Genomic DNA, 23,872 nt, shown 5'->3' with positions numbered 1-23,872 from the left:
TGGGCGCAATCAAACTCCTTTTGAGATATATAGCGCCGGGCTGACCATGACTGAGACATCACATCGGATAAAAGACGCGCTCAAAGAGCGGGCTGTGGCTTTTGCAACTTTTCGACATACCGTTATTCCAACGGAAAACAGATTTCGGTTTTTGATGGTCGCGGCGGCGGCCTCTGTTATCGGTTTTATCTTTATGCCCGATGGCCAGACGGAAACTGCCCCCATTCAGGTGACGGAAACCATAACCGCCCCGAAAATTGACCTGACGCGTTTTGATATGGGTCTCGAGACTGATTTTACGCCCAGCTCTACAGTGAAGACTGTCAAGCTCAAGCCCGGTGATAATCTCGGGCCCCTCCTCCAACGCAACGGTCTGACGGGCACGGAAGCTTATCGCGTCACGCAGGCTTTTGGCGATGTGTTCCAACCGCGCAACCTTCGCGCTGGCCAGAGCTTTAATTTGCACTTTACCGGAGAGACGCTGGATCACCTGACCTTTAAACCGAATGTCGAGAGCACCGTTTTTATTGACCGTGCGGGTGAGGAATACACAGCCCGCAAAGTGAATGCAGAATTCAAATATGAAACGATTGCTGTAAAAGCGACCGTTGAAAATTCGCTCTACGTCGATGCGACTCGCCTCGGTGCGCCGGATAAGGTCGTCGTACAATTTGCGAATATCTATGAATATTCCGTCGACTTCCAACGCGACATCCAACCCGGTGATGCCTTTGAGATGTTTTTCGAAGTCGCCCGCAATCAACGCGGCGAAATTGTGAAAGCGGGAGATCTGCTCTACACCTCCTTCTCCCCACGCGGGAAGCAATCTGAATATTGGTTATTTGAAGACGCCAAGGGGCGCGAGAATTTCTACGATGCGGTCGGTAAGACGGCGAAGCGGAAGCTCCGCGCGACACCCGTCAATGGTGCGCGCCTGTCATCCAGCTATGGCCGCCGCAAACATCCAATCCTCGGCTATCGCAAAATGCATGCCGGTGTGGATTTCGCCGCGCCGCGCGGCACGCCCATTCTGGCGGCGGGGTCAGGCACGGTAGAGCGCGCCAATCGCTATGGCAGCTTTGGCAATTATATCCGCATTCGTCACACGGATGGGTATAAAACCGCCTATGCGCATCTTCAGGGGTTTGCCCGTGGCGTGAAATCCGGTGCCTATGTCAAGCAAGACCAAGTCATCGGCTATGTCGGCACAACGGGCCGCTCCACCGGACCGCATTTGCATTATGAAGTCATCCATCACGGCAAGAAGATTAATCCACGCAAACTCTCACAACTATCAGGCAAGCCATTGTCCAAAGACCAGATGCCTGATTTCAAAGCCCGTCGTGTTGAAATTGAAGCGATGCGTGACACATCGGAAATTATTCAACCCGCGCCGGCCATCGGTGCGACTTTAACCGCAGAAGCGCTGCCGGAATAATTTTTCACCTCTTCAAGGTTGCGAATTTAATATCTATAAATTAACTCAGAAATTAATCGCAAAGAGAGCGGGCCTTGCGGCCCGTTTTTTAATGGGTTAGGGACAATGTCAATTGAATTTCAATTGGGTCCAACGGCATGAAAAATCTTGTAAATTTCTTTTTCTCTTTCGATAAATTATTCAAAGAGAAATTAATCGTTCCTGCCTTCTGGTTGGCAATCGTATATTACGGACTTAAATATCTTGTTCAGGCTGTGGACGCCGTCCAACTCCATCCACTTAACTGGTTCATTGGACCCGTGAGTTTTATTGCAAAGATCCTGTTTACTTTACTGGTCATTCGGATCGTCGCGGAGCTTGTTGTTGCGATCTTCCGAATTAATGACAACCTTTCGCCCGATAAAGGAAAATCCGAACTCGCCGATATTGACCCGATGCTGGAGGCCCGCAAGGCTGCAGAAATGGCCGCCGCACGAACGCGGGAAGCCACAAAATCCGTGAGCGAGAAAGCCAGCGCTGCGACAAAATCCGTGCGCGAGAATGTCGACGATATGGCCGATACGGTTCAGGCCAAGGCGAAATCCGTGACTCAATCTTCAAAGGAAAAAACAGAATCTATTATGGGTAAAGGCAGCGTTCCGCATCCGGATCAGGACCCGACACCCGTCAAAATTCTGGAACCCAGCGCCGCTGATACGCCGAAGAAACGGGGACGACCAAAAGGGTCAACCAACAAACCGAAACCTGCAAGCTCGGCTACGCCGAAAAAACGGGGCCGTCCGGCTGGGTCAAAGAACAAGACCAAAACGACGACGACAACGAAAGCGAAAACAGCCCCAAAGAAACGCGGTCCAAAGCCAGGTTCGAAAGCTCCTCGCGATGCGGACGGCAATCTCCTCAAAAAAGATGGCACGCCGCGCAAGAAACCGGGACCGAAGCCCAAGTCCTAATCAATTCAATATCAGGCAGTCTTTCGGGGCCGCCTTTTATTTTACACAAACCGCCAATAGGCTAAGCGGGAGGGAGATGGGCAGAGTCTGCCCAGCATATTCGCTCAATAATTTATCCCGAAGAGTCTGGAGTGTTTCAGCCTGTCCGTCCTCTCTGGCGCGCAAATGCGCTGACCAACTCTGCGCAAAATCCGCAAGTTGTTCAGCGGTCCAGTCGGCTCCCGCATCGAAGGCAGGTATGTCCAATGTTGGAAATGGGCAATTTAGATTATCCGCAGAATAACCCCTCATACAGAGGCGGTTACCCTCCGCCCAATAGGGATCAATCAACGCCAATAAAGGTGTCAGGAAATCCCGTTCGACCTCCGCCGTGCTGCGCGGTAATTGATAGGTCCACGCACAGAAGAGCGCATCCGGTTTACTGACGCGCTTAACTTCTTCCCAGAACGCCACATCCGCGAACCAATGCACCGCTGTCGCAACCGTGACGGCATCCGCCCAATGATCCGTTAGGCCCGAAGCTTGCGCTGGCGCGACGGTGTAATTGATATTGGGGTGAGGTCGCGCGGCAGCAATCTGATCTTCTGAAATATCAGTCGCATGGACCTCTGCAAATCGATCTGCCAGCGCGTGCGCGGCCTGACCGTTCCCCGTCCCGACATCCCAGACTTTTTCAGTGTCAGGACTATTCGCGGCAATCCAGTTATAGAGCTCTGCTGGGTATCCGGGTCGCCCTTTGGCATAGGTAGAGGCTTGTCGCCCAAAACTCGTTGCATTTCTCATGTGAGTATTAAAGCAGACCAGCCTAATAACGGGAAGTGACGAGACCGGAGAGTAGTTATGCAGCAGAGCTCAAGACGCTGACGCGAATCCTTCCCCCCGCCGCATCGACCTTGATCGTGTCGCCGTCCTTGATGCGGCCACCAAGAAGTTCACGGGCGAGCTCATCCTGTACTTGTTTCTGGATCACGCGTTTGAGGGGACGCGCGCCGAAACTTGGATCGTACCCCGCGTCACCCAGATGTGTGCGGGCGGCATCCGAGAGTTCCAGCGTGATTGCTTTATCCTTCAGCCAGCCCTGCAAACGACCAATCTGGATATCGACAATCGCGCCCATATGTTCGGGCTTTAGCCGTTCGAAGAGCAGGATCTCGTCAATGCGGTTCAGGAATTCCGGACGGAAATGCGCATTGACTTCAGCCATCACGCCAACCTTTGCCGCCTGCACATTATCGCCATCCGCGAGGTTCAGCAGATGCTGCGCCCCGATATTGGACGTCATGATGATGAGGGTATTGCGGAAATCCACCGTGCGCCCCTGACCATCCGTCAGGCGACCATCGTCGAGGACTTGCAGGAGGATGTTAAACACATCGGGATGGGCTTTCTCGACCTCGTCAAACAGCACGACCTGATAGGGTCTGCGCCGCACGGCCTCGGTCAGGGCGCCGCCCTCGTCGTAACCAACATAACCGGGAGGGGCCCCGATCAACCGCGCGACGGAATGCTTCTCCATATATTCCGACATATCCATGCGCGTGATGGCCTGGTCATCATCGAACATAAATTCGGCCAGCGCCTTGGTCAGTTCGGTCTTCCCCACACCCGTCGGGCCGAGAAACATGAAACTGCCAATGGGGCGCTGCGGATCGCGCAGACCCGCCCGCGCCCGACGCACGGCATCCGAGACAGCCTCGACCGCGCGTTCCTGTCCAATGACGCGCTGGCGCAGAACGGATTCCATATCGAGCAATTTCTCCCGCTCACCTTCCAGCATTTTCTCTACCGGCACACCCGTCCAGCGCGAGACGACAGCGGCGATTGTTTCCGCCGTCACGGTTTCACTCGCGAGGCTGGGCGCATCCGCCGTCTGCTCCAGTTCCGCCATTTGCGACTCCAAGGCGGGAATATCCTCGTGCTGCAGACGTCCGGCGGTTTCATAATCCCCGCGACGCACAGCATCGGCCAGTTCAAACCGCGCGCGTTCCAACTCTTCCTTCACATCCGTTGCAGAAGCCAGTTTGGCCTTCTCCGCCTGCCACGCCGCCGTCATTTCATCAGACTGAGATTGTAATTCATCGATCTCAATTTGGCGTTTGGCGAGACGATCTTTGGACGCGTCGTCTTTTTCCTTCTTCAGGGCTTCAACCTCAATGCGAAGCTGCACGAGGCGGCGGTCGATTTCGTCCAGCGCTTCGGGCTTGCTGTCGACCTGCATCCGCAGACGACTGGCGGCCTCGTCCATCAAGTCGATGGCTTTATCCGGCAGGAAACGATCTGTGATGTAACGATTAGACAGTTGCGCTGCAGAGACAATCGCCGCGTCAGAAATGCGAATACCGTGATGGACTTCGTATTTTTCCTTGAGGCCGCGCAGGATGGAGACTGTGTCCTCCACTGTCGGCTCACTCACAAAGACGGTCAGGAAACGCCGCGCGAGCGCCGCGTCTTTTTCCAAATGTTTGCGATATTCATCCAGTGTTGTTGCGCCAATACAATGCAGCTCTCCACGCGCGAGGGCGGGTTTGAGCAAGTTGGCCGCGTCCATCGCTCCATCCGTTTTCCCGGCGCCAACGAGGGTATGGATTTCATCGATGAAGAGAATGATCTGCCCCTCGGCTTTCTCAATCTCTTTCAGCACGGCCTTCAGGCGTTCTTCAAACTCGCCACGATATTTCGCGCCCGCGATGAGTGCGCCCATATCCAGTGCGAGTAATTTTTTATCTTTGACAGACTCTGGCACGTCGCCGGAGACTATGCGTACAGCGAGCCCTTCGGCGATGGCGGTCTTACCCACACCGGGTTCACCAATTAGAAGCGGGTTGTTTTTCGACCGCCGCGAGAGGACTTGCAGCGTGCGACGGATTTCTTCGTCCCGTCCGATGACGGGGTCGAGCTTTCCGTCCCGTGCGGCCTGTGTCAGGTCGCGGGCATATTTAGATAGGGCTTCATATTGATCTTCGGCGGAGTCTGAGGTGACGGGGCCATCCGAGCGGACGGATTTAATGGCTTCACCCAATCGCGCAGTATCGACACCGCTCTGTGAGAGCGCCGCGTGTAGCTCTTTATCCGCATTGGAAACGGTGGCGAGGAGCAACCTTTCTACCGTGACAAAGGCATCGCCCGCATCTTTGGCGGACTTCTCCGCCTTGGCAAAAATCTTGGCCGACGCGCTGGAGAGAGAAAGTCCTGACCCGCCCTCGACGCGAGGCAATTTCTTCAATGTTGCATTGACGGCCGCATCCACGGCATCGGGAGACGCGCCGGACATTTGCAGCAAATTACGCGGCAGACCGCCATCCTCGTGAATCAGCGCGCTCATGATATGCGCAGGCGTCAATTGCTGATGATCGCGCGTGACGGCCTCGGTTTGTGCCGTTTGGATCACGCCCCGCGCCCGTTGTGTATAGGCTTGAATATCCATGTTTCAGATCCTCAAAGAGTGTTCAGTTTCGAGTCCGAGATAGGACTAAAATCCTGTTGTTCAAGACATGTGAATAGCTGTGACATGATTGAGCGTAAAAAATTTGGAACGGAATGGGTGTGGTTCCGTTTTATTTGCACACAATACAGGAGTTAATCATGTCAGGTTATAGCGAAGGCACGAAAGTCGAATGGGAATGGGGTAATGGCACAGCCACGGGTGAAATTGAGACCGTCTATACCCAAAAGACCACACGGAAAATCAAGGGCACGGAAGTTACCCGAGAGGCCAGTGAGGATGAGCCCGCTTATTACATCAAACAGGATGACGGCGACGCCGTTTTGAAGTCACATAGCGAAGTGACGAAGGCTTAAGCCAGATTAGAAATTCTTCTTCAGAATTTGAGAGCCTTTATAGGATTTACCGGAGACCCATTTTCCAATGGGTGTTCGCTCCCCGCCGGATGAGAATGTCTTGGCTGTGATAGTCCACATATACCAATCATCACTATCGTCTTCCTTTATGGGCACGACGAATTTAAACTCGTCCTATTTATAGGTCCAAACGGTTTCTGTGCCCGACCATGTTACATCTCCACTCAAGGAAACGTCCACGTCTTCAACTTCAATTTCTTTATCCTTACGTTCCCGTTCCACGATTTCTTTGGTCGTTAAAACGATGGGGCCGTAGTCGCCAAAGCCATATTTTTTAGTCTCTAAAATCGCTTTCCCTGCCTTTAAACGCTTGCGGTCTTTCGACTGGGCTTTTGGCAGTTTGAAATTTTCCAACGTCGCCGCATTCGCGTCCGCCAGTTTACTTTCATAGCCCGCAAGGCTTTTGAGAAAAGCTTTCGGCTTGGCCGCATCGCGTCCCAAACCTTCTTCGATTGCGAGTGCCGCCTTACCGTAGGCCCGCAAACGCGCAAAATTTTCCTCTGCCGTCGGACCTTTGTAATATTGCATTTCATTTTGATAACCATTCAGACCATCCGACATGGCTTTGGACATATCTGCATAGCTTTTATCAGATTTCGCCCGCTGCGACGCCGCATAACGCTGCATCCTTTGGACATCACTATTATCATAAGGTGCGCCTTGCGAGACCGTGCCTGGATTACTGCCGAGATCGACTTTAGCAAATTTCGGGAGATAGTCTTGACTGGCGAGAATTGTTTTGCGGGCGAGCGCGGCGTCCTCAATCCATTTTTCTATCTGTCCATCTTCAAAAGGCGGGTAGATAGGGCGCGGAACCGGACGGGATTGCAGGCCTCTATCTATTTTCGCCAAAGCCGCTCGAATATCCGCTTTAGCCTGCGTATCATCCGCCTGTACCGTCATAATCTGAGCCTCGTTTTGAGATGTCTGAGACTGCGCGACACCCGAAATGGATAGGGCGAGTACACCCATGAGCAGGGGTCGAGTATATTTGTGGGACATAGTTGCGCGCTCCTCTATTCATTTGCTTTAACACAAAATAAGCGCCTCAAAAACAATTAATCAGTTTCAGCTTAGCGCTTGTAGTCAGGCGTCATAAATGCGTAGCTGACAGATGGTTTTCAAAGGACAGAATTTATATCCCCATGGGGTCACGGCGCTTGAACATCGGTTATGAGCCAAGGGCCCATCCGTCATATCGTTTTCTGGCTACCGCTCACTCTCTTCACCACCCTTGTCGTCACGAGCTTGATCATGCCCGTCAAGTTTCTGCGCGCCGCCACCGCTTTAAATAATTTGATATTAGATATTTTTTCGCAAGCTTTTTCGCTGGCGGCTTTCGCCTTTGTCTTGACCTGTCTTTGGGCCGCAGTCTCGCCTTTGGGAAAAATACGGATCGGCGGTCATGATGCTGTCCCGCTTCTCACGCGTTGGAATTGGATGGCCATAACACTCACGACAACGGTGGCGATTGGGATTTTATTCTGGGCGACGGCGGAACCGCTCTATCATCTTTACACGCCGGGCGGATTACCGATTGAACCAAACTCAGCGGAGGCTGCGCGGTTTTCCATGGCGTCTCTCTATCTCCATTGGTCTTTCACGCCCTATGCGATTTATACGATTCCCGGACTGACCTTTGCGCTGTGCTATTATAATTTGAAAAAACCGTTCTCTCTTTCCGCGCCGATTTCTGTTTTGATCAATCGACCCGTGCCACGCATTGGCGCAGACCTTCTTGACAGTCTCGCGCTCATCGCATTGCTTTTCGGCTTATCTGCGAGTCTGGGCGCAGGCATCATGTCCATTTCGGGCGGGATAGACCGTCTCTCCCCCTTGAGCGTTAATCCCGTTCTGACAGGTTTCGTCGCCCTCACAATTATCAGCGCGTTCTTTATGTCCTCTGCCAGTGGATTGCAGAGGGGTATTCGGGTCCTGTCAGATATAAATACAAAGATATTTATCGCCCTGATGATCTTCGTGCTGATCGCCGGACCCACATTGGAGATTCTTAGCTTGGGCCGTCAGTCACTTGTGACTTACGCAAAAGAGTTCATCCCGCGTTCCCTCATGCTGGAACCGCATAATGACGAGCCCTGGTTGAAAAGCTGGACCGTTTTCTATTTTGCGAATTGGATGGCTTGGGCGCCTTTGGCCGCTTTGTTCTTGGGGAAGATTTCGCGGGGCTATACCGTTCGTGAATATATTTTGGTGAACCTGTTTTTGCCCGCGATGTTTTCCATCCTTTGGATGACGATTTTCGGGGGATTGGCGATTAATATTGAACTGGCGAAGCCGCAAATATTAAACGATGTTTTGGAGAACCTGGGGCCGGAACATGTTCTCTATGCTGTTCTGGATACTCTCCCACTCGCGACGGGTTTGGCGCTCTTGGTCGTGACCGTCTCTTTCCTATCCTATGTGACGGCAGCGGATTCGAGTCTGGACGTCATCGCGACCCTGACACGGCGAAAAACGACAGCGGTGGAATTAAAGACAGATATGACGGCTGGGCCGAAAGCCCGAAAAACCTCTCTCATACTGAAATTCATCTGGGCGCTGGCCGTCGGGTTCGCCGCTTGGATGATGACAACGTTATCCGGAATAGACGGCGTGAAAATGCTGTCCAACCTCGGCGGATTGCCGGCTTTATTTATTATCGTCATTTTTAATATCACCCTGATCGTTTTGGGAACGGTCAAATTGAAAGCCTTACGAGTTTAGCCCCGGCGCATAGACCATTTCGCCCAAAGCCAGAAGATTTTCGGGCCATCAAGTAGGTAGCGTTTCCACAACCGTTTCGGTTCTGACGCCAAACGATGGAGCCACTCAATCCGGGCTTTTTGCATCCATTTCGGTGCGCGTTTTGTACGGCCGGAGAGGAAGTCGAGTGAGGCCCCGACACAAAGGCCAAGACCGACGCAATCACCGCGGTCCAGACACGCCTTCGCAACCATTTCCTGTTGCGGGCTACCCACGCAGATAAAGACATAGCGCGCGGGGTTGGCCGCGATATATTCTGCCGTCTTGGCAACTTCGGTCGGTTTGTGACGCAGGCCAAAGGGTGGTTCATAATGATTGATTTTATCCAACCCGTAGAGAGATTTAACGGTCTCGATAATTTCCGCATCCGCGCCGATAACCGTAATTGTATCGCCCGCCGTGATAACATTATCAAATAATTGTTGCGTCAAATCGCTACCCGGCACAGCTTTCAACGGAATACCGGAAAACTTCGCAAGCAGCTCCAGAATACGGGAATCGCAGACAGAGAGCCAACTCGCCGCATAGAGCGGATCAAACACATCCGGTTCTTTCGAGACACGTACGAGATGATCGACATTCGGCGTCACAAGGAAGCGGAACCCATGTTCCGCCGTCATCCATTTTGCGCGAGACAAAGTTTGCACAGGCGTCAGCGGGTCAAAGGTCGCGCCGATAAATTCATAGCTTCGCGGATTGATCCGCCAATCGGTTTGGTCGGGTCGTTCATCTGTTCGACGGTCTTGCCCCCGGGCCAAAGTTGGAACGCGCGGCGTGTCCATTTTTTCTGCTGTCTGGTTCATTTCCCAACCCTTTCGCGCTATCCTTACCACCGCGTGGTTGACATCAGGTTTACACGCGCCACATGGCGGGGAAGAAAGTCATGCAATTATGAGACCGTCCCGAAATTCGACAGAACAAGATGATGCGGTTGAGCGCGGCATTTTCCAGCAACTTAAGGGGTTGTGGCGGTTAAAGCCCTATCTCTGGCCGGATGGGAATATCGGCTTTAAAATCCGGTCAATCATTGCAGTGTTACTAACCGTGGCCAGTCAATTCGTCATTGTCGGCGCACCGTTCCTATTGGGGCGGGCGATTGATGCGACGGAGCTGGCCGAAGAGACAGCTGTCACGCAAATCACGGTCGCGATTATCGCGCTCGCCGTGGGCTATGGTGCGCTACGCCTGCTCTCGACCCTATTCTCCGAAGGTCGGGAATATATTTTCGCCCCCGTCGCGCAATCCGCACAACGGGCCGTGGCAACCGAGACTTTCGCGCATATGCACCGGCTCTCCCTGCGCTATCATCTGGAAAAACGCACCGGGCGGCTTACGCGGATAATTGAACGCGGTGTGAAATCGATTGATTTTCTCTTCCGCTTTCTCCTGTTCAATATTGGTCCGACATTTCTGCAATTGGCCATCGTCGCCGTGACCTTTACGTTGGCCTTTGACTGGCGCTTTGCCGCCATCGCGGTGGTTATCGTCCTCACCTATGTTGCCTTTACCGTCATCACGACGGAATGGCGGCTAAAGTTTCGGCGTGAGATGAACCGTCAGGACAATGAGGCCGCCGCGAAAGCCGTGGACAGCTTGCTGAATTACGAGACGGTGAAATATTTCAGTTCAGAGAATTTTGAAACGACCCGATATGACGGCGCCATGGCGGGTTACATGAAGGCCGCGATCCGGTCACGGACCTCGCTCTCGACCGTGAATATTGGGCAGAGCCTGTTGATGAATATCGGAACCGTGGCGGTCGTCCTACTGGCTGCAACTGTCATTTTGGACGGCGATATGAAAATCGGTGACATCACCGCCGTTACGCTCGTCATGGCGCAGCTCTACCGTCCGCTCAATATTCTCGGCTTTGCTTATCGCGAAATTAAACAAGCCCTGACGGATCTGGAAAATATGTTCGCCCTGATGGACCGCACGCCGGAAATTTTAGATCATCCCGATGCAACGGATCTGAAAGCCGTTGAGGGCCGTGTGGAATTTGATGACGTTTATTTCCACTATGATGAGGGCCGCCCTATCCTCAAAGGCATTAGCCTCAAGATTAAACCCGGCGAGACGGTCGCCATTGTTGGGCCAACAGGCGCAGGGAAGTCTACGCTGTCCCGCATTCTCTTCCGCTTTTACGACATTGCCGCCGGGCAGGTGATAATTGATGGGCAGGATATTCAACGTTTGACACAAGCCAGCGTCCGACAAGCTCTGGGTATCGTGCCTCAGGATACAGTTCTGTTTAACGACACGATTGCTTATAATATTGGCTATGCCGACCCGGACGCGACACAGGCTCAAATCGAACAAGCCGCGCAGGACGCGCAGGTTCACGACTTCATCGCGTCACTTCCCAATGGCTACGAAACGATTGTTGGGGAGCGCGGATTGAAACTGTCGGGCGGCGAGAAACAACGCGTCGCGATTGCACGGACATTGCTGAAAAATCCGGCAATCCTGATTCTAGATGAAGCGACCTCTGCCCTCGACAGCGCGACGGAGCGGGATATTCAGGCGGCGCTTGACCGCATTTCGACCGACCGCACAACGCTGGTGATCGCGCACAGACTCTCCACAATTGTCGGCGCGGATCAGATCCTCGTCATGGAAGAGGGGCGCATCCGGGAACGCGGACGGCATGAAGACTTACTGCGACGGGACGGCCTATACGCCCATCTCTGGGCACAGCAGGAAAAGGAGTCCCTCGCCAAAGCCTGAGCCGTATGGTAGGCTGCTGCCAACAAGGAGGCGCAACCATGGTTCATTATTCACCCATCCGGCGATGGAAAGACAATACGGCAAAAACGAGAACGATTGATACGTTACTTCGCCTACGCGGTAAAATCTTCCGCGACATTACCAATAAACGCGATGTGGGCTCTTTTCTGCTCGCCTCTTGGAACCTGCGCGATTTTGACAGCGATAAATTCAAACACGGCAAAAGGCTGGATGAGAGCTATCTCTATATGGCCGAAATTATGAGCGCATTTGATCTCATTGCGCTGCAAGAAGTAAACCGCGATCTGTCCGGCATTGAACGCCTTGTCCGCACGATGGGCCCGCAATGGGCGTGGATGGCCTCTGACACAACGGAAGGCATATCGGGCAATCAGGAGCGGCTCGCCTTTGTCTATAATAAAGACATTATTCAATTTCGGAATATTGCGGGCGAGGTTGTCCTGCCTGGCACATCAGACCGTCAATTTGCACGGACACCCTATGTCGCGAGTTTTCAAGCGGGCTGGTTTAAATTCAACCTTTGCACCACGCATATTTATTTCGGCGAAGATTCCGGCGATAAGTTTGCGCGCCGCGTCAAAGAAATCAATGACCTCGCATCCTTCATGCGAAAACGGCAGGAAAAAGAAACGGGCGATTATATATTGCTCGGAGACTTTAACATTAAAAGCCAAACCGATGAGACGATGAAAGCGCTCACTGATGAAGGCTTCACACTTCCGCCCGATTTGGTGGGGGCGAATACCAACTTAAAGGGCAATAAACCTTATGACCAGTTAGCGCTGCGTGTGAAAAACAAAATGTTGGAAATCGGACAGGCTGATGTATTTGATTTTGAAAAGGCGTGTTTTCGGACGTCTGATTTCAAAGCTTACCGGCCTCATATGGGCAAGACTGCTGTGAATAAATATATTCGCGAAGCGGAAAACCGCGCCAAAAAATCTGCTAAGAAAAAGAAGGTGCCATTCGTCCCTTTTGATGACGCTAAAAAAGAAGCGTTAACGAAAAAATATTACGGGTCGGTTTGGCGGACATTCCAGATATCAGATCATAAGCCCGTCTGGGTCGAGTTGAAGGTCGATTTCACAAATGCCTATTTAAACTCGCTACGTCCGGATGAGGAACCGCTCGCCAATATTTAAATCGGCGAGCGCATCACCTTTAGAATTTCCGCGCAATCGCGAGGGAGACGGCATCCGCATCGGGACCGTCAAAATCGTAACGCGTGTAATCGGCGCGTAGGGAGGTTTTTGGTGTAAAGGCATATTCTGCGCCAACACCATAGGCGATACCGTCTGTGGAAAATTCACTTTCTAACAGGCCAGCAGCTGTATCCGCCTCAGCCGAAATTTCGGTATTGTGGTATCCGACCCGACCCAGCACATTGAAGCGGTTCGACACGGGAAGACGCGCAACACCAAAAGCTGCTATCTGGTTATCAATTTCGCTGGTCGCGAGGACGGGGCCCGCCCCGAAATCCTCAAAAGACTCATCATCCGTCAGGCCGAGCGAGCCTTCGACTTCCGCGCCAAAGAAACTTGCAGATTGCCAACCGAGACGTGCCTGCGCACCGAACAGATCGCTATCGACATCATACATTGTCGCGCCGATTGAGCCGTAAGTGTAAGATTTTTTCGGACCGCGTAGACCGTGTTTCGCATGATGTGTCGGTGCGGCATAGGCCGGGACGCCATATCCGGGATGACCCTGAACGGATTGCCCATAAGCGTGTTGGTTCGGTGTCTGTGGCGCGTGGCCATAATTTTGTTGTGCAACGGGATAGCTGCTTTGTGCGGCGCATCCTGTATAGGCGCACCCAGCGGAAGGCCCGTAAATATGCGGCAATTGCTGTTCCTGCATCTGGGCATATTCGCCCGCATAATAATCATTTGTTCCCGCCATAGAGCAAGCGCCCAGCGTGCTGCCCAACAGAAGAACGGGAATGAGTTTCATTGAATTGCGCATGGTAAAGTCCTTTTTTGCCCACCTTTTGGAGGGAGACATATCGCAAGAGCCTTAAATTCCGGTAAGTCCACGCTTAACCCCTCGTCAACCACGTTTAGGGACGTTTCATTTTCACGCAGTTGCTCTGTCCCGCTTTGACCTTTACTTAAAGAAAACTTTACGGAGGACGTTATGTCATTAGACGGTAAAACAATTTTCATGTCAGGCGGGTCGCGCGGGATAGGTCTCGCGATTGCGAAAAAATGTGCCGCTGACGGCGCGAATGTCGTGATTGCGGCCAAAACGGATAAGCCGCATCCGAAACTGGACGGGACCATCCACACAGCGGCGGCAGAGATTGAAGCCGCAGGCGGCAAAGCGCTGGGTGTCGTCTGCGATATCCGCGACGAAGCCAATGTCAAACAGGCCGTAGACGCCGCCGTCCAACGGTTTGGCGGGATTGATATTTGCATCAATAATGCTTCGGCCATTTCCTTGACGCCAACCTCGGCCACGCCGATGAAGCGCTATGACCTGATGAACCAGGTCAATGCGCGCGGGACCTTCCTCGTCAGCCAGACTTGCCTGCCGCATCTGATGAAAGCGGATAATCCACACATCATGAATATCGCGCCGCCACTGGATATGAATCCAAAATGGTTCAAAATGCATACAGCCTACACGATGGCGAAATATGGCATGTCCATGTGTACCTTGGGCATGGCGGAAGAATTTCGCGGCAAGGTCGCGGTCAATTCCCTCTGGCCGATGACATCGATTGATACCGCCGCCGTCCGCAATGTGCTGGGCGGAGACTCCATGGCGAAGATGAGCCGCACGCCGGAGATCATGGCGGATGCCGCCTATATCGTGCTAAATCAGGACGCGAAGACATATACGGGCCAGTTTATCATTGACGAATTTATCTTAGGCGAAACCGGCACAACCGATTTCGCGCAATATCAACAGCCGGATTATGACGGACCACTCATGGCGGATTTCTTTATTCCGCAGGATTGGCTCGATAAATCCGTGTCCAAGATTATTCAAAATCCCGGATATGAGGGATGAGCGGGATTTCCCTTGAACCGCTACCGGAGCAGGTGAAAGCCTTTCTCGCCAACCATCCGGACGGTGAACCCGTCTTTATGCTCAACCTGCTCAAGTTCAAGGACAAGGCGACCTATCACGACGGCGAAGATATTTCCGGCGCGGAGGCCTATGCCCGTTACGGCAAAGCCTTTGGCGAGATGGTGGCGGGATTGAATATTGACGGTGCGCATTCCGTCTTTGGCGGCAAGATGGGCGCGTGGTTGATCGGGCAAGGTGAAGGCGAGTGGGATTCGGTCGCGATTTTCCGTTATCCCGATGCCAAGACCATGTTCGAGACAGTGAGTTCGGATGAATATCGGAAGATACATAAACACCGCAAAGCCGGGCTGGAAGGGCAGTTACTAATTGCCTGTGACGGCAGCGGGATGTTTTAGATTAAACACAGGGTGTCACACCGTCGCGAGCTTGCTCGCCCGGTGCCCATTTCGTGAAAGTCGCGGGATGAAATAGCATCGAATTAATTCGCCGTCTTCACGGTATAGGCACCGGGTGGTCTGCGACCACGTCGATATGACATTGATTTTAGTTAGGAAAAATAATGCAAACACTCCTCGTCAATAAAACGGACTTCGCGGATGTCTCCATCGTCAATTACGACGCAGGCGCGCTCCCCGACGGGCAGATCCGTGTCGATATCGGCCCCTTCGCCCTGACCGCGAATAACGTCACCTATATGGTGACCGGTGATCAGATTGGATATTGGTCGGTTTTCAACCCAACCGCCTATGACCTGACGGAAGATAATAATCAGGGCCGGATGCCGGTATGGGGTTACGGCCTTGTGCGGGAGTCCAACTTCCCGGGAATCGAGGTCGGCACGAAACTTTACGGCTTCTTCCCAATTGCCAAATCCATGGACATGCAGCCCGGAAAACTATCCGCGCATGGTTTCACGGATATAGCCGAACATCGCTCCGGCCTGCACGGTCTTTATAGCAGCTATAGTTTCACGGATGCCGATCCGAGTTACGGTGCACATGTGGACCTACAGCCCGTCCTTCGCCCGCTTTTCACAACAAGTTTCCTGATTGACGATTTTCTGGATGATGAAAATTTCTTTGGCGCAGAGCAGGTTTTACTCCTCTCCGCCTCGTCCAAAACAGCCCTTGGCACAGCCTATTGTTTAAAAGCACGCGGCGGGCTTCCTGTTGTCGGATTGACGTCAGAGAGCAACAAAGCCTTCGTTGAAGAAACCGGATTTTACAAAGACGTCTTCAGCTACGACTCTATAACCGATATGAACCCTGATGTGAAAACCGTGGTCGTGGACATGTCCGGCAATATGGGCGTCATCCGCACGCTGGAAGATCACTTCGAGGAAAACCTAACATATATTTGCCGCGTCGGCATTTCACATTGGCAAGAAGCCGCAAAAGCTCCGCCGAAACGTACCGCGACTCCTACAGCGTTCTTCTTTGCGCCCGACCGCGCGAAACAACGGATCGCGGATTGGGGACAGGCGGGTTTTGCCCAAAATCTCGGCGCGCGCTGGATGCCATTCCTCGACAGCGCAAAAGACTGGCTGACGGTGGAAAAAGCCGAAGGCATGGAGGCCGTGCTGGAAAATTATAAAGACCTTTTGAACGGGCAGAGCGCTCCGGATAAAGGCTATCTCTTCACACTATAGGAGGCTTTATGTCTGATCATAAATGTTTCGACGTCACAATTGAAGACGGCGTCGCCCATATCATCATGAACCGCCCTGAAAAGCGGAATGCGATGATCGCGGAATTCTGGAAAGAGCTGCCGGAGATTGTGCGCGACATTGACGATAACGCGAAAGCGCGTTGCATTGTCCTGTCCTCCACAGGTCCCGTATTCTGTGCGGGGATCGATATTGGCATGTTCCAGAACGATATTGGCGGGACGCAGGATAAGAACCACCCGCAATATGGAGCAGGGTTTTACCAGAATGTGAAACGATTGCAGGCCGCATTATCTATCCTGGAAGAGTGCCGCATTCCCGTTGTCGCCGCGATACAAGGTGGTTGTTATGGCGGCGGCGTCGACCTAACGACGGCTTGCGATATGCGTTACGGGACGGAAGACAGCTTCATCACGATCTATGAAATCAATGTCGGCATGACGGCGGATGTCGGGACCTTCCCGCGCATACTCAACCATATGCCGGAAGGCATTGTCCGCGAGCTGGCCTATACGGGTCGTAAGATGGGTGCGGCGGAATGTAAGGCGCGCGGACTTTATAATGAGGTCTATTCTGACCACGAAACGATGTTGGCCGCCGTTATGGACACCGCCAAAGAGATTGCGTCAAAGCCGCCGCTGGCCGTTTATGGCTGTAAACGCGCCATTACTTATTCGCGCGACCATTCCACAGCCGACGCTCTGGACAATATTGCGGTCTGGAACATGTCCATGCTGATTCCGGTCGAGATGATGGAAGCGATGATGTCCAGCAAACAAAAGCGCTCCGGCAATTTTCAGGAACTACCCGTTTTGAAAAAAGGCTAAAAAAAAGACCAGGTTCAAAGCGCCCCGCTTGAACCTGGTCTTGGACCCACCGCTAAGTGGTTTGCGCCCCGTTTGTAGCTATAAAGCTAAATTTGGGCCACTTTGCCTGCGGGTGTGCCGCCCCATGACATAAATATAGTCATATCCGGGTCGAATAGATTGTCCTCACGCATCGAATCTCTTTGTCATTTTCTTCCAGCCTGTCATAAACACAAGATGACAACGCGATCTGCACAAAAATGACAAGTCCTCCGCCTTTCGATCAAATGACCGGAAAGCAAAAGTCGCATCACTCTGCGAGCGAATCATTATGAAAATGACTCTCTCCCATCGCTACCTTGATGCGAATCTTGACGTGCTTGATAAAATTGGATTTCCAAAGGCAGACTCTTTGGAAAGTCTTGAATTGGCGGAGGGTTGGATGGGCAATCCCACCGACCGGTTTCCAATTGAACCCTTTCTAACCCTTCTTGAAACCGCCGCCATCCGTTTGGACGACCCTTTTATAGGGTTGCGGATGGGACATAGGTTCCGGATTGCAACATTTGCGAAAACCGGATCTATTTACGGATATTGTCGAAATCTGGCACAAGTGATCGAGATGAATGCCCGCTATCAACACTTGGCCATTGATGCGGGCACGGTCGAATATGACCACGCGAATGCAGGTCATTTGATGCGGTTTCGTCCCTATTATTCTGACCAGAATACCTTTCGACATATTACAGATCTCGTCATGGGCGCATATGGTACAGCCTATCGTTGGCTGTCTTGGGCGTCTGGAGAGGACCTCATGGGAACGAGGCTACCTTATGATCGTCCTCACAACACGGATTTATATGAGCGTGTATTTCAATGCCCTGTCACATTTAGCTCTGAGTGCGGAACAGCGGCCCTGGTTTTCACCGAGGCGGCAATGTCCGAAAACCTGACAACATATGACGCGGAAAAGCTAACCCGGGCTCAAGCGCAATTAGATAGTCTATTAAACACAAAACAAGCAGCTGCCAGTTTAGATATGGCCGTCGACGCAGCTATTCGCGGCGCCATCCAGTCGGGCCGTGTGAGCACTCTGGTGGTTGCGGAACGACTGGACAGGGACTGGCCTGCCCTGCGAAAGGCTTTAAAAGAGACGGATCGTAACTTTTGGGCACGTGTCGATGGCGTGCGCCAAAACATGTTCATAGACTTGATCTCACAAGGCCATAGTCTTTCGCAGATTTCACAGGCCTTGGCCTATAACGATCAGGCGGCCTTTAACCGAGCGTTCAAACGCTGGTACAATATGAGCCCCACGGCTTGGCTAAAGGCAAACCCGCCTCAGGCCGCGCGACCCCAGTAATTATAGCTCAAAACTTTCGGACCCGGAATATACATCTGGTCTATTTCTTTAATGCTCAATCCCGCCGCACGGATAAGAGACGGAATATCCCGTCCACTATGGCATCCACCCGCAATCTTTTTCCAGAGCGGGTCAATGCGGGATTGCCATTTCGCCACGCCGGTATCCGGCGCTTGTCCGTGTTCACAGAATAAGATTTCACCGTCAGGTTTTAAGATGCGGCGCATTTCTTTCAGAGCCTGAACGGGGTCGGGTATTGTACAAAGACTATAGGTCACGACAACGGTATCTGCGAAGGCGTCCTCTAAAGGAATCGCTTCGCCTGACAAACCAATCCGGTCAATCGGAAAAGTTGCCGCTTCCCGTCGCGCAGCACTTCGCTTCCAAATATGTTCATCAGGGTCGACACCTGTGACGGATGTGATCCGCTCAGGATCATAATGTGGAAGGTTCAAACCTGACCCGATTCCAATTTCCACCACCCGCCCTTTGGCGAGTGGGACAATTTTCGCCCGCTGTTTCTCAATCGGTCCGATAGAGCAGGCGCGATCAAGGCAACAGGGCAGAATATGACGGGCATAGACCCCCATATTGTCTTAACGTGTGAAGTTCATCGTGAGGTCGGTTTCGGCTTGATATACAACAAGGCTGTCTTTCGTCAGCGTTTTAATCTCACTGCGGGATTCAACTTCTGCCGCCATGGCCGTTTCCATTTGCGCCGCGATTGCAATCGCTTGCGCCGCGTTGGACCCGGGCTTCACATCAATGTCGGAAATGCCTTCGATTAACATGCCGTCCTCAATTTTCCACGTGCCGGTCGTCGAAATCATATAAGATGCAAAATCGGCAGGTACGCCGCTCAATGTCATTTGCACATCGCCTTTTGACGTACCGTCAGCTGCATAAGTAATATTTGTGTCCGTCATGGAAACTGTCGTTCCAGCTTCTTCAATCGTAATTGGTGCGCCCTGTTTCCAATCGCCAACAATGAGGGTTTCCGGTGTTGCTTTGGAACATGCGCCTAATGCGATGGCCGATGTGACAAGGACTGTTTTTAGGATTGAGGGTTTGAAAAAAGGTTTCATAAAATTTCCAGTTTTGGATGAATTATAAATATCAGAATGAATATTTATGGTGTGAGTCGCTTGCGCTGCATGGAGATTAACGTTCCATCCGTGCCACGTGCAACATAATTGTCCTTATTTAGGCTTACAATAATCATGGGCTCTGTTGGCTTCATGAACTCTGCCTCAATCGCTTTTGCTACGTTCAGTCCGACAGGATTATCGCCGGCATAGGTCACATCTACCTTTATGGGTGTCGTGAAATATTCATCCCCCACAAGGCGCCATTGGCTCTCCACAACCACATCATAAATGCGGAGATCCTCCGGCATCTCCGCACTCATAATTTCCATTCGCAAGGATGAGTTGGACGTTCCGTCACCTCTGATATCTTCTAGACCCTGTGAAATACGGACCTGTTCATTGCCTTCGCCGACAAGTCTCTCCGCACCTTGCGTCCAGCTTCCAACGAGCATTTGCGAGCGATCGGAGGATACAGAGGTCTCATCCGGTTGCGCAAACGAAGAAACCGGTGCAAGAGATGCAAATGTTAGACAGGCAGCTGCTGCGCCGATACGAAGACATGAAATCACAAGGCAATCCTATTAAAGCTCACGGCTACGCTAGGTTAGCCATGGCCATTCCGCAAGCAACACCATCATCTCCGCCGATAGACATCTGTGACACCTGTTTCCAAGTCTTGCAGCATTAACTGTTCCCGGTCCAAAGCAATGATGCGTTTTTGGCTCTCAGACATGGTCCCTGATTGGTCCTGCAATTGTCGCGCAATTTCCATGGATGCCTGGTCAGACGTCCGTGCCGTCACGATAGAGTTTTCAAGCGTTTGGAATAAGGCATCCCCCTCCATGCGCCATTGACCCGACAGGTCGACGTCAACGCCAACCCCTGTTTCCGGGAATCCCGCACCGCGTAAATCAAGCTGTCGGCGGAGGCGGACATCGCCATCTTTTTCAAATGTCAGCACAGTGTCAGAGGTCGTCGCCTGCACGCCGGCCTGAGTTGTCGAGGTTGGATTTGCCTGTACCCATGTTCCGATGATCGCTTTTTCCGGCGGCGGGTTGCCGCAAGCCGTCAGGAAAATTGTGAAGAGAAGCGGAAATATGAGGCGAATTTGCATGGGAATCAGCCCTAATCAGCGTCGCGACCAGCTGCAAGCCTCTTTACGATTTGGGCATTCGAAAATTTCTGTTATAGCGATGCGCGGGAGGGCACAGCATGGCGAATACGGACTCTGACAAGGTTGAATGTCGGACACCCACTCAAGGACGGAAGGGGACCACTCAAATTCCCCGCTGGAAATATGAGTGTATCCAACGCGCCATCCTTGAGGCTTTAGAAGAGGCCGAGACCGGCTATATTTATTTTAAGCATCTCAACGCGGCTGTCGAAGAGGCCCTGACGACCAATCAACTTGCGAAACTCGGCTCGCTCGGCTGGCATGTGACCACAGTTAAACTCAATATGGAGGTTGAAGGCGAGATCGTGCGCGTCGAGGGTGCAAAACCACAACGCCTTATGAAAGCCCGTTTATGATCACGCTTCACGGAACGAAAGTTCTTCTCCTCGGCTCAGGCGAATTGGGCAAGGAAGTTGTTATAGAATTCCAACGTCTGGGCGTCCAAACTGTGGCCGTTGACCGCTATGCCAACGCACCCGCCATGCAGGTCGCGCATAGCGCCCATGTCATTGATATGACGGATGGGACGGAACTTCGTCGCATCGTCGAGGCGGAACGACCTGATTTTATTATCCCGGAAATTGAAGCTATTGCGACGGATACATTGGGTGAGCTGGAAGCCGAAGGATTTAACATCGTCCCGACGGCGCGCGCGACACAACTCACGATGGATCGCGAGGGTATAAGGCGTCTGGCGGCGGAAGAGTTGGGTCTGACAACATCGCCCTACCGCTTTGCCGATACGGAAGAGGAGGTCCGCGCCGCGATAGCGGAGATCGGCCTGCCCTGTGTCGTCAAACCCGTTATGAGCAGTTCGGGTAAAGGACAGAGTACGGCGAAAACTGAGAGCGATATCGCAGATGTCTGGGCCTATTCCCAATCCGGCGGTCGCACCGGACCTTCGCGTGTGATTGTCGAAGGCTTTGTGGATTTCGATTATGAAATCACGCTGCTGACCGTTCGCCATGCGGGCGGAACCACATTCTGCGCCCCGATTGGACATCGACAAGTGGACGGCGATTACCGCGAAAGCTGGCAGCCGCAGGCGATGTCGAAAGCCGCGCTTTCGGTAGCGGAGGAGATGGCAAAATCCGTGACAGAGGCCCTAGGTGGATATGGTCTTTTTGGTGTCGAATTATTCGTGCGAGGGGACGAGGTCATCTTTTCCGAGGTCTCGCCCCGTCCGCATGATACGGGTCTCGTCACGCTCATCAGTCAGGACATGAGCGAGTTTGCCCTTCACGCCCGCGCGATATTGGGCCTTCCCATTCCGAAGATTGAATATTCAGGTCCTGCGGCAAGCCATGTCATATTGGGCGACGGGCAATCAAATAATATTGGATTTGAGATCGACCCACAGGTCTTGGGCGAACCCGGCACACAATTACGCTTGTTCGGAAAGCCGGACATTGATGGCACACGTCGATTAGGGGTCGCGCTGGCCAGAGATACGGATATAAAAAAAGCGCGAGACAAAGCCGCGCGCCTTTCTAGATCTGTTCATATTCGCCTTGGCTAGATTGATAGTCGGGTAAAGTCGAGCTGACCGGCAATATCCTTGAAAGCTTTTTTCAATTGCGGCCCATCGCCAGCTTGGAAAAATCCTGCGGGTGTTGTCGCACAATTCTCCAACATCGTTTTCGTGGCTGTGTCCGACGCATCCAGCTTGAACCCGAGTGTAAAAATCATGATACCGTCATCTTTAGCCGCATTGCAAAGCGCGAGGGTACGGGCATTCGCCTCTAATTTATCCGAGCTATCATGTTTGAACGTTTCATTGCCTCCCTGTGAAAGCGTATTCGCTCCGTCCGTCATAATGAGCATGACTTTTGCACTTTCAACCTGTCGCTTATTATCGCTCTTGAGTTTCACGTCGGTTTTGAAAGGGGCTTTATCCTGTAATGTCCGCCACCCCCAAACAACACCCGCCGGTATGTAAGTATTCCCGTTCGTGTTGAGGGAAGAAATTTTAGACTTAACATCGGTCATATTCGTGGTGAGCGGCTGTAACTCTGTCCCGCATGTCTCATTCATAATGCCAGGAATACGCTGACTGCCAAAGGCCGCACGCTCATTATACGGCGCGTTACGGGATCCGACACAACCGTGCCATGTGTAAGTCGTCGTTCGGTCTTCGCAAATTCGGTTGCCCGTATATTCATATTCCGCTGCCGTGCAGGTCTGCTCTTGATAGCTATTTTGACCAAAATTTACGCCATCGCGAATATCATCATAATATATCGTTCTTCCGGTCTCCGTACATTCCCGCGGTTTTGTTGTCCGTCTTTCATCCCAGCAAACTTCTTCTGTTTCAGATGTACCGTCTTTGGAAATATCAAGCCAGTTTTCACGGTTTTGGTTCATACCAACATTGACGTATTTACCGAAAGGTATCACTGAGACCGCCGCCGTCGTATTGTTTTCTTCAAACTCATCAACCATGGCATTCGCCGCGACTTTCAGGGACGCTATTCTATTGCCTTCCATTGACGTGGTTGTATCCAAAACCAAAGCCAGTTTAATTGGAGTTTTAGAGGCAATCGGTGATGCAGCTGCAACTTGAACATCCATCGCCTTTTGACCGATAAAACCCATTAAAACAGTGTCGTATACAGTCTTGGCAGTAACGTAAACTTCATCATCAATAACTTTAACATTCAGTTTTATTTTATTAGGGCTTGGATCGCTCTGCTCAACAAACTCTTCCACAATTTTTTTGAGTTTGGCTTCATTCGTGATATTGGCTCTCGCCGCAGCCAGCGTCGCGCCATCAATGGCATCCTGTAAATCCTGTTTTTGGCTGGATATTCCACTATAATCGACAGCAGCTCCGACTGCGATAACTATCGTTGAAATTGTCAACGCAAACATGATGGCGACATTACCGCCTGTTTCGCGTTTGAACTTGTTGAACTTGTTGAACATTTTTAAATCCCACACTGAATTGTTATCGTTATAACGTGAAAGCTCTTTCTATTTCGC

Annotated in this window: 24 protein-coding genes; 13 read left to right on the top strand and 11 right to left on the bottom strand. The window is 52.1% G+C overall.

All coding sequences use genetic code 11. The annotated features are described in order from the left end of the window. Positions 1-46: 46 nt before the first annotated feature. A complete protein-coding gene (locus tag ACP9M6_RS04070; protein ID WP_427453716.1) occupies positions 47-1,438 on the top strand; it encodes a M23 family metallopeptidase in 1,392 nt (463 codons plus the stop codon). Between the two features lie 137 nt (positions 1,439-1,575). Next, the gene (locus ACP9M6_RS04065) at positions 1,576-2,388 is read left to right on the top strand and encodes a DUF4282 domain-containing protein (RefSeq protein ID WP_427453714.1); all 813 of its coding nucleotides are present in this window, start codon (positions 1,576-1,578) and stop codon (positions 2,386-2,388) included. Between the two features lie 36 nt (positions 2,389-2,424). Here the strand turns inward: ACP9M6_RS04065 and ACP9M6_RS04060 are convergent, their stop codons facing one another. Beyond that, complete coding sequence (locus tag ACP9M6_RS04060) at positions 2,425-3,171, bottom strand: class I SAM-dependent methyltransferase (protein WP_427453712.1); 747 nt, start codon at positions 3,169-3,171, stop codon at positions 2,425-2,427. A 55-nt stretch (positions 3,172-3,226) separates the two neighbouring features. Next, positions 3,227-5,812: an ATP-dependent chaperone ClpB gene (gene clpB, locus ACP9M6_RS04055; protein WP_427453710.1), complete on the bottom strand. Its 2,586-nt coding sequence runs from the start codon at positions 5,810-5,812 to the stop codon at positions 3,227-3,229. Between the two features lie 158 nt (positions 5,813-5,970). On the opposite strand from clpB, the gene ACP9M6_RS04050 reads away from it, so the two are divergent. Further along, positions 5,971-6,186, top strand: a complete 216-nt coding sequence (locus tag ACP9M6_RS04050) for a DUF2945 domain-containing protein (protein ID WP_427453708.1) — start codon at positions 5,971-5,973, stop codon at positions 6,184-6,186. A 6-nt stretch (positions 6,187-6,192) separates the two neighbouring features. Here ACP9M6_RS04050 and ACP9M6_RS04045 read toward each other — a convergent pair whose 3' ends face one another. Both ACP9M6_RS04045 and ACP9M6_RS04040 read right to left on the bottom strand, forming a co-directional pair. Then, a complete protein-coding gene (locus ACP9M6_RS04045; RefSeq protein ID WP_427453706.1) occupies positions 6,193-6,342 on the bottom strand; it encodes a hypothetical protein in 150 nt (49 codons plus the stop codon). Between the two features lie 18 nt (positions 6,343-6,360). Next, positions 6,361-7,248, bottom strand: coding sequence for a hypothetical protein (locus ACP9M6_RS04040; protein WP_427453704.1), 888 nt, complete (start codon positions 7,246-7,248; stop codon positions 6,361-6,363). Between the two features lie 171 nt (positions 7,249-7,419). Between ACP9M6_RS04040 and ACP9M6_RS04035 the strand changes: the two genes are divergently transcribed. Next, positions 7,420-8,970, top strand: coding sequence for a BCCT family transporter (locus ACP9M6_RS04035; RefSeq protein ID WP_427453702.1), 1,551 nt, complete (start codon positions 7,420-7,422; stop codon positions 8,968-8,970). Here ACP9M6_RS04035 and ACP9M6_RS04030 read toward each other — a convergent pair. Beyond that, the gene (locus tag ACP9M6_RS04030) at positions 8,967-9,812 is read right to left on the bottom strand and encodes a WecB/TagA/CpsF family glycosyltransferase (RefSeq protein WP_427453700.1); all 846 of its coding nucleotides are present in this window, start codon (positions 9,810-9,812) and stop codon (positions 8,967-8,969) included. The two genes, ACP9M6_RS04035 and ACP9M6_RS04030, sit on opposite strands and share 4 nt — an antisense overlap. Before the next feature lie 88 nt (positions 9,813-9,900). Here ACP9M6_RS04030 and ACP9M6_RS04025 point away from each other — a divergent pair, with 88 nt between their 5' ends. Together ACP9M6_RS04025 and ACP9M6_RS04020 are read left to right on the top strand one after the other, a co-directional pair. After that, entirely contained in the window at positions 9,901-11,736 is a 1,836-nt protein-coding gene (locus tag ACP9M6_RS04025; protein WP_427453698.1) for an ABCB family ABC transporter ATP-binding protein/permease, read from the top strand. 38 nt (positions 11,737-11,774) lie between these two features. Next, the gene (locus tag ACP9M6_RS04020) at positions 11,775-12,899 is read left to right on the top strand and encodes an endonuclease/exonuclease/phosphatase family protein (protein ID WP_427453696.1); all 1,125 of its coding nucleotides are present in this window, start codon (positions 11,775-11,777) and stop codon (positions 12,897-12,899) included. Positions 12,900-12,918: 19 nt separating this feature from the next. Here ACP9M6_RS04020 and ACP9M6_RS04015 read toward each other — a convergent pair whose 3' ends face one another. Then, entirely contained in the window at positions 12,919-13,722 is an 804-nt protein-coding gene (locus ACP9M6_RS04015) for an outer membrane beta-barrel protein (RefSeq protein ID WP_427453694.1), read from the bottom strand. Positions 13,723-13,893: 171 nt separating this feature from the next. On the opposite strand from ACP9M6_RS04015, the gene ACP9M6_RS04010 reads away from it, so the two are divergent. The 5 genes from ACP9M6_RS04010 to ACP9M6_RS03990 all read left to right on the top strand — a co-directional run bounded on the left by ACP9M6_RS04010 (position 13,894) and on the right by ACP9M6_RS03990 (position 18,628). Continuing rightward, a complete protein-coding gene (locus ACP9M6_RS04010) occupies positions 13,894-14,772 on the top strand; it encodes an SDR family oxidoreductase (protein ID WP_427453692.1) in 879 nt (292 codons plus the stop codon). Continuing rightward, positions 14,769-15,188 carry a DUF1330 domain-containing protein gene (locus ACP9M6_RS04005; protein ID WP_427453690.1) on the top strand — a complete coding sequence of 140 codons (420 nt, stop codon included), beginning with the start codon at positions 14,769-14,771 and terminating at the stop codon, positions 15,186-15,188. Before ACP9M6_RS04010 ends, ACP9M6_RS04005 begins: the two co-directional genes overlap by 4 nt. Positions 15,189-15,352: 164 nt before the next feature. Further along, on the top strand, positions 15,353-16,441 hold the full coding sequence (locus tag ACP9M6_RS04000) for a DUF2855 family protein (RefSeq protein ID WP_427453688.1): 1,089 nt from the start codon (positions 15,353-15,355) through the stop codon (positions 16,439-16,441). An 8-nt stretch (positions 16,442-16,449) separates the two neighbouring features. Next, positions 16,450-17,286 (top strand): enoyl-CoA hydratase-related protein, encoded by an 837-nt coding sequence (locus ACP9M6_RS03995; RefSeq protein ID WP_427453686.1) that lies wholly within the window; start codon positions 16,450-16,452, stop codon positions 17,284-17,286. 310 nt (positions 17,287-17,596) lie between these two features. Continuing rightward, positions 17,597-18,628: an AraC family transcriptional regulator ligand-binding domain-containing protein gene (locus ACP9M6_RS03990; protein ID WP_427453684.1), complete on the top strand. Its 1,032-nt coding sequence runs from the start codon at positions 17,597-17,599 to the stop codon at positions 18,626-18,628. Here the strand turns inward: ACP9M6_RS03990 and ACP9M6_RS03985 are convergent. From ACP9M6_RS03985 to ACP9M6_RS03970, 4 genes are all read right to left on the bottom strand, one after another. Continuing rightward, positions 18,607-19,218, bottom strand: coding sequence for a class I SAM-dependent methyltransferase (locus tag ACP9M6_RS03985; RefSeq protein ID WP_427453682.1), 612 nt, complete (start codon positions 19,216-19,218; stop codon positions 18,607-18,609). The genes ACP9M6_RS03990 and ACP9M6_RS03985 overlap by 22 nt on opposite strands. A gap of 6 nt (positions 19,219-19,224) precedes the next feature. Next, on the bottom strand, positions 19,225-19,713 hold the full coding sequence (locus tag ACP9M6_RS03980) for a hypothetical protein (RefSeq protein ID WP_427453680.1): 489 nt from the start codon (positions 19,711-19,713) through the stop codon (positions 19,225-19,227). A gap of 44 nt (positions 19,714-19,757) precedes the next feature. After that, the gene (locus tag ACP9M6_RS03975; protein ID WP_427453678.1) at positions 19,758-20,285 is read right to left on the bottom strand and encodes a hypothetical protein; all 528 of its coding nucleotides are present in this window, start codon (positions 20,283-20,285) and stop codon (positions 19,758-19,760) included. 65 nt (positions 20,286-20,350) lie between these two features. Then, positions 20,351-20,830: a hypothetical protein gene (locus tag ACP9M6_RS03970; protein ID WP_427453676.1), complete on the bottom strand. Its 480-nt coding sequence runs from the start codon at positions 20,828-20,830 to the stop codon at positions 20,351-20,353. 98 nt (positions 20,831-20,928) lie between these two features. Between ACP9M6_RS03970 and ACP9M6_RS03965 the strand changes: the two genes are divergently transcribed. Together ACP9M6_RS03965 and purT are read left to right on the top strand one after the other, a co-directional pair. Further along, complete coding sequence (locus ACP9M6_RS03965) at positions 20,929-21,246, top strand: DUF6958 family protein (RefSeq protein ID WP_427453674.1); 318 nt, start codon at positions 20,929-20,931, stop codon at positions 21,244-21,246. Next, on the top strand, positions 21,243-22,409 hold the full coding sequence (purT, locus tag ACP9M6_RS03960) for a formate-dependent phosphoribosylglycinamide formyltransferase (protein ID WP_427453672.1): 1,167 nt from the start codon (positions 21,243-21,245) through the stop codon (positions 22,407-22,409). Before ACP9M6_RS03965 ends, purT begins: the two co-directional genes overlap by 4 nt. On the opposite strand, the gene ACP9M6_RS03955 is transcribed toward purT, so the two are convergent. After that, on the bottom strand, positions 22,406-23,815 hold the full coding sequence (locus tag ACP9M6_RS03955; RefSeq protein ID WP_427453670.1) for a pilus assembly protein TadG-related protein: 1,410 nt from the start codon (positions 23,813-23,815) through the stop codon (positions 22,406-22,408). The genes purT and ACP9M6_RS03955 overlap by 4 nt on opposite strands. Positions 23,816-23,872: the final 57 nt, after the last annotated feature.

The organism is Litorimonas sp. WD9-15 (genome assembly GCF_050271975.1).
Lineage (GTDB): Bacteria > Pseudomonadota > Alphaproteobacteria > Caulobacterales > Maricaulaceae > Litorimonas.
This window is presented reverse-complemented; position numbering and strand designations above follow the sequence as displayed.

Bases quoted from the DNA above. Each gene is read 5' to 3' on its own strand.
- ACP9M6_RS04070 (WP_427453716.1), top strand. From the start codon at position 47: ATGACTGAGACATCACATCGGATAAAAGACGCGCTCAAAGAGCGGGCT.
- ACP9M6_RS04065 (WP_427453714.1), top strand. From the start codon at position 1,576: ATGAAAAATCTTGTAAATTTCTTTTTCTCTTTCGATAAATTATTCAAA.
- ACP9M6_RS04060 (WP_427453712.1), bottom strand. From the start codon at position 3,171: ATGAGAAATGCAACGAGTTTTGGGCGACAAGCCTCTACCTATGCCAAA.
- clpB (WP_427453710.1), bottom strand. From the start codon at position 5,812: ATGGATATTCAAGCCTATACACAACGGGCGCGGGGCGTGATCCAAACG.
- ACP9M6_RS04050 (WP_427453708.1), top strand. From the start codon at position 5,971: ATGTCAGGTTATAGCGAAGGCACGAAAGTCGAATGGGAATGGGGTAAT.
- ACP9M6_RS04040 (WP_427453704.1), bottom strand. From the start codon at position 7,248: ATGTCCCACAAATATACTCGACCCCTGCTCATGGGTGTACTCGCCCTA.
- ACP9M6_RS04035 (WP_427453702.1), top strand. From the start codon at position 7,420: ATGAGCCAAGGGCCCATCCGTCATATCGTTTTCTGGCTACCGCTCACT.
- ACP9M6_RS04030 (WP_427453700.1), bottom strand. From the start codon at position 9,812: ATGAACCAGACAGCAGAAAAAATGGACACGCCGCGCGTTCCAACTTTG.
- ACP9M6_RS04025 (WP_427453698.1), top strand. From the start codon at position 9,901: ATGAGACCGTCCCGAAATTCGACAGAACAAGATGATGCGGTTGAGCGC.
- ACP9M6_RS04020 (WP_427453696.1), top strand. From the start codon at position 11,775: ATGGTTCATTATTCACCCATCCGGCGATGGAAAGACAATACGGCAAAA.
- ACP9M6_RS04015 (WP_427453694.1), bottom strand. From the start codon at position 13,722: ATGCGCAATTCAATGAAACTCATTCCCGTTCTTCTGTTGGGCAGCACG.
- ACP9M6_RS04010 (WP_427453692.1), top strand. From the start codon at position 13,894: ATGTCATTAGACGGTAAAACAATTTTCATGTCAGGCGGGTCGCGCGGG.
- ACP9M6_RS04005 (WP_427453690.1), top strand. From the start codon at position 14,769: ATGAGCGGGATTTCCCTTGAACCGCTACCGGAGCAGGTGAAAGCCTTT.
- ACP9M6_RS04000 (WP_427453688.1), top strand. From the start codon at position 15,353: ATGCAAACACTCCTCGTCAATAAAACGGACTTCGCGGATGTCTCCATC.
- ACP9M6_RS03995 (WP_427453686.1), top strand. From the start codon at position 16,450: ATGTCTGATCATAAATGTTTCGACGTCACAATTGAAGACGGCGTCGCC.
- ACP9M6_RS03990 (WP_427453684.1), top strand. From the start codon at position 17,597: ATGAAAATGACTCTCTCCCATCGCTACCTTGATGCGAATCTTGACGTG.
- ACP9M6_RS03985 (WP_427453682.1), bottom strand. From the start codon at position 19,218: ATGGGGGTCTATGCCCGTCATATTCTGCCCTGTTGCCTTGATCGCGCC.
- ACP9M6_RS03980 (WP_427453680.1), bottom strand. From the start codon at position 19,713: ATGAAACCTTTTTTCAAACCCTCAATCCTAAAAACAGTCCTTGTCACA.
- ACP9M6_RS03970 (WP_427453676.1), bottom strand. From the start codon at position 20,830: ATGCAAATTCGCCTCATATTTCCGCTTCTCTTCACAATTTTCCTGACG.
- ACP9M6_RS03965 (WP_427453674.1), top strand. From the start codon at position 20,929: ATGGCGAATACGGACTCTGACAAGGTTGAATGTCGGACACCCACTCAA.
- purT (WP_427453672.1), top strand. From the start codon at position 21,243: ATGATCACGCTTCACGGAACGAAAGTTCTTCTCCTCGGCTCAGGCGAA.
- ACP9M6_RS03955 (WP_427453670.1), bottom strand. From the start codon at position 23,815: ATGTTCAACAAGTTCAACAAGTTCAAACGCGAAACAGGCGGTAATGTC.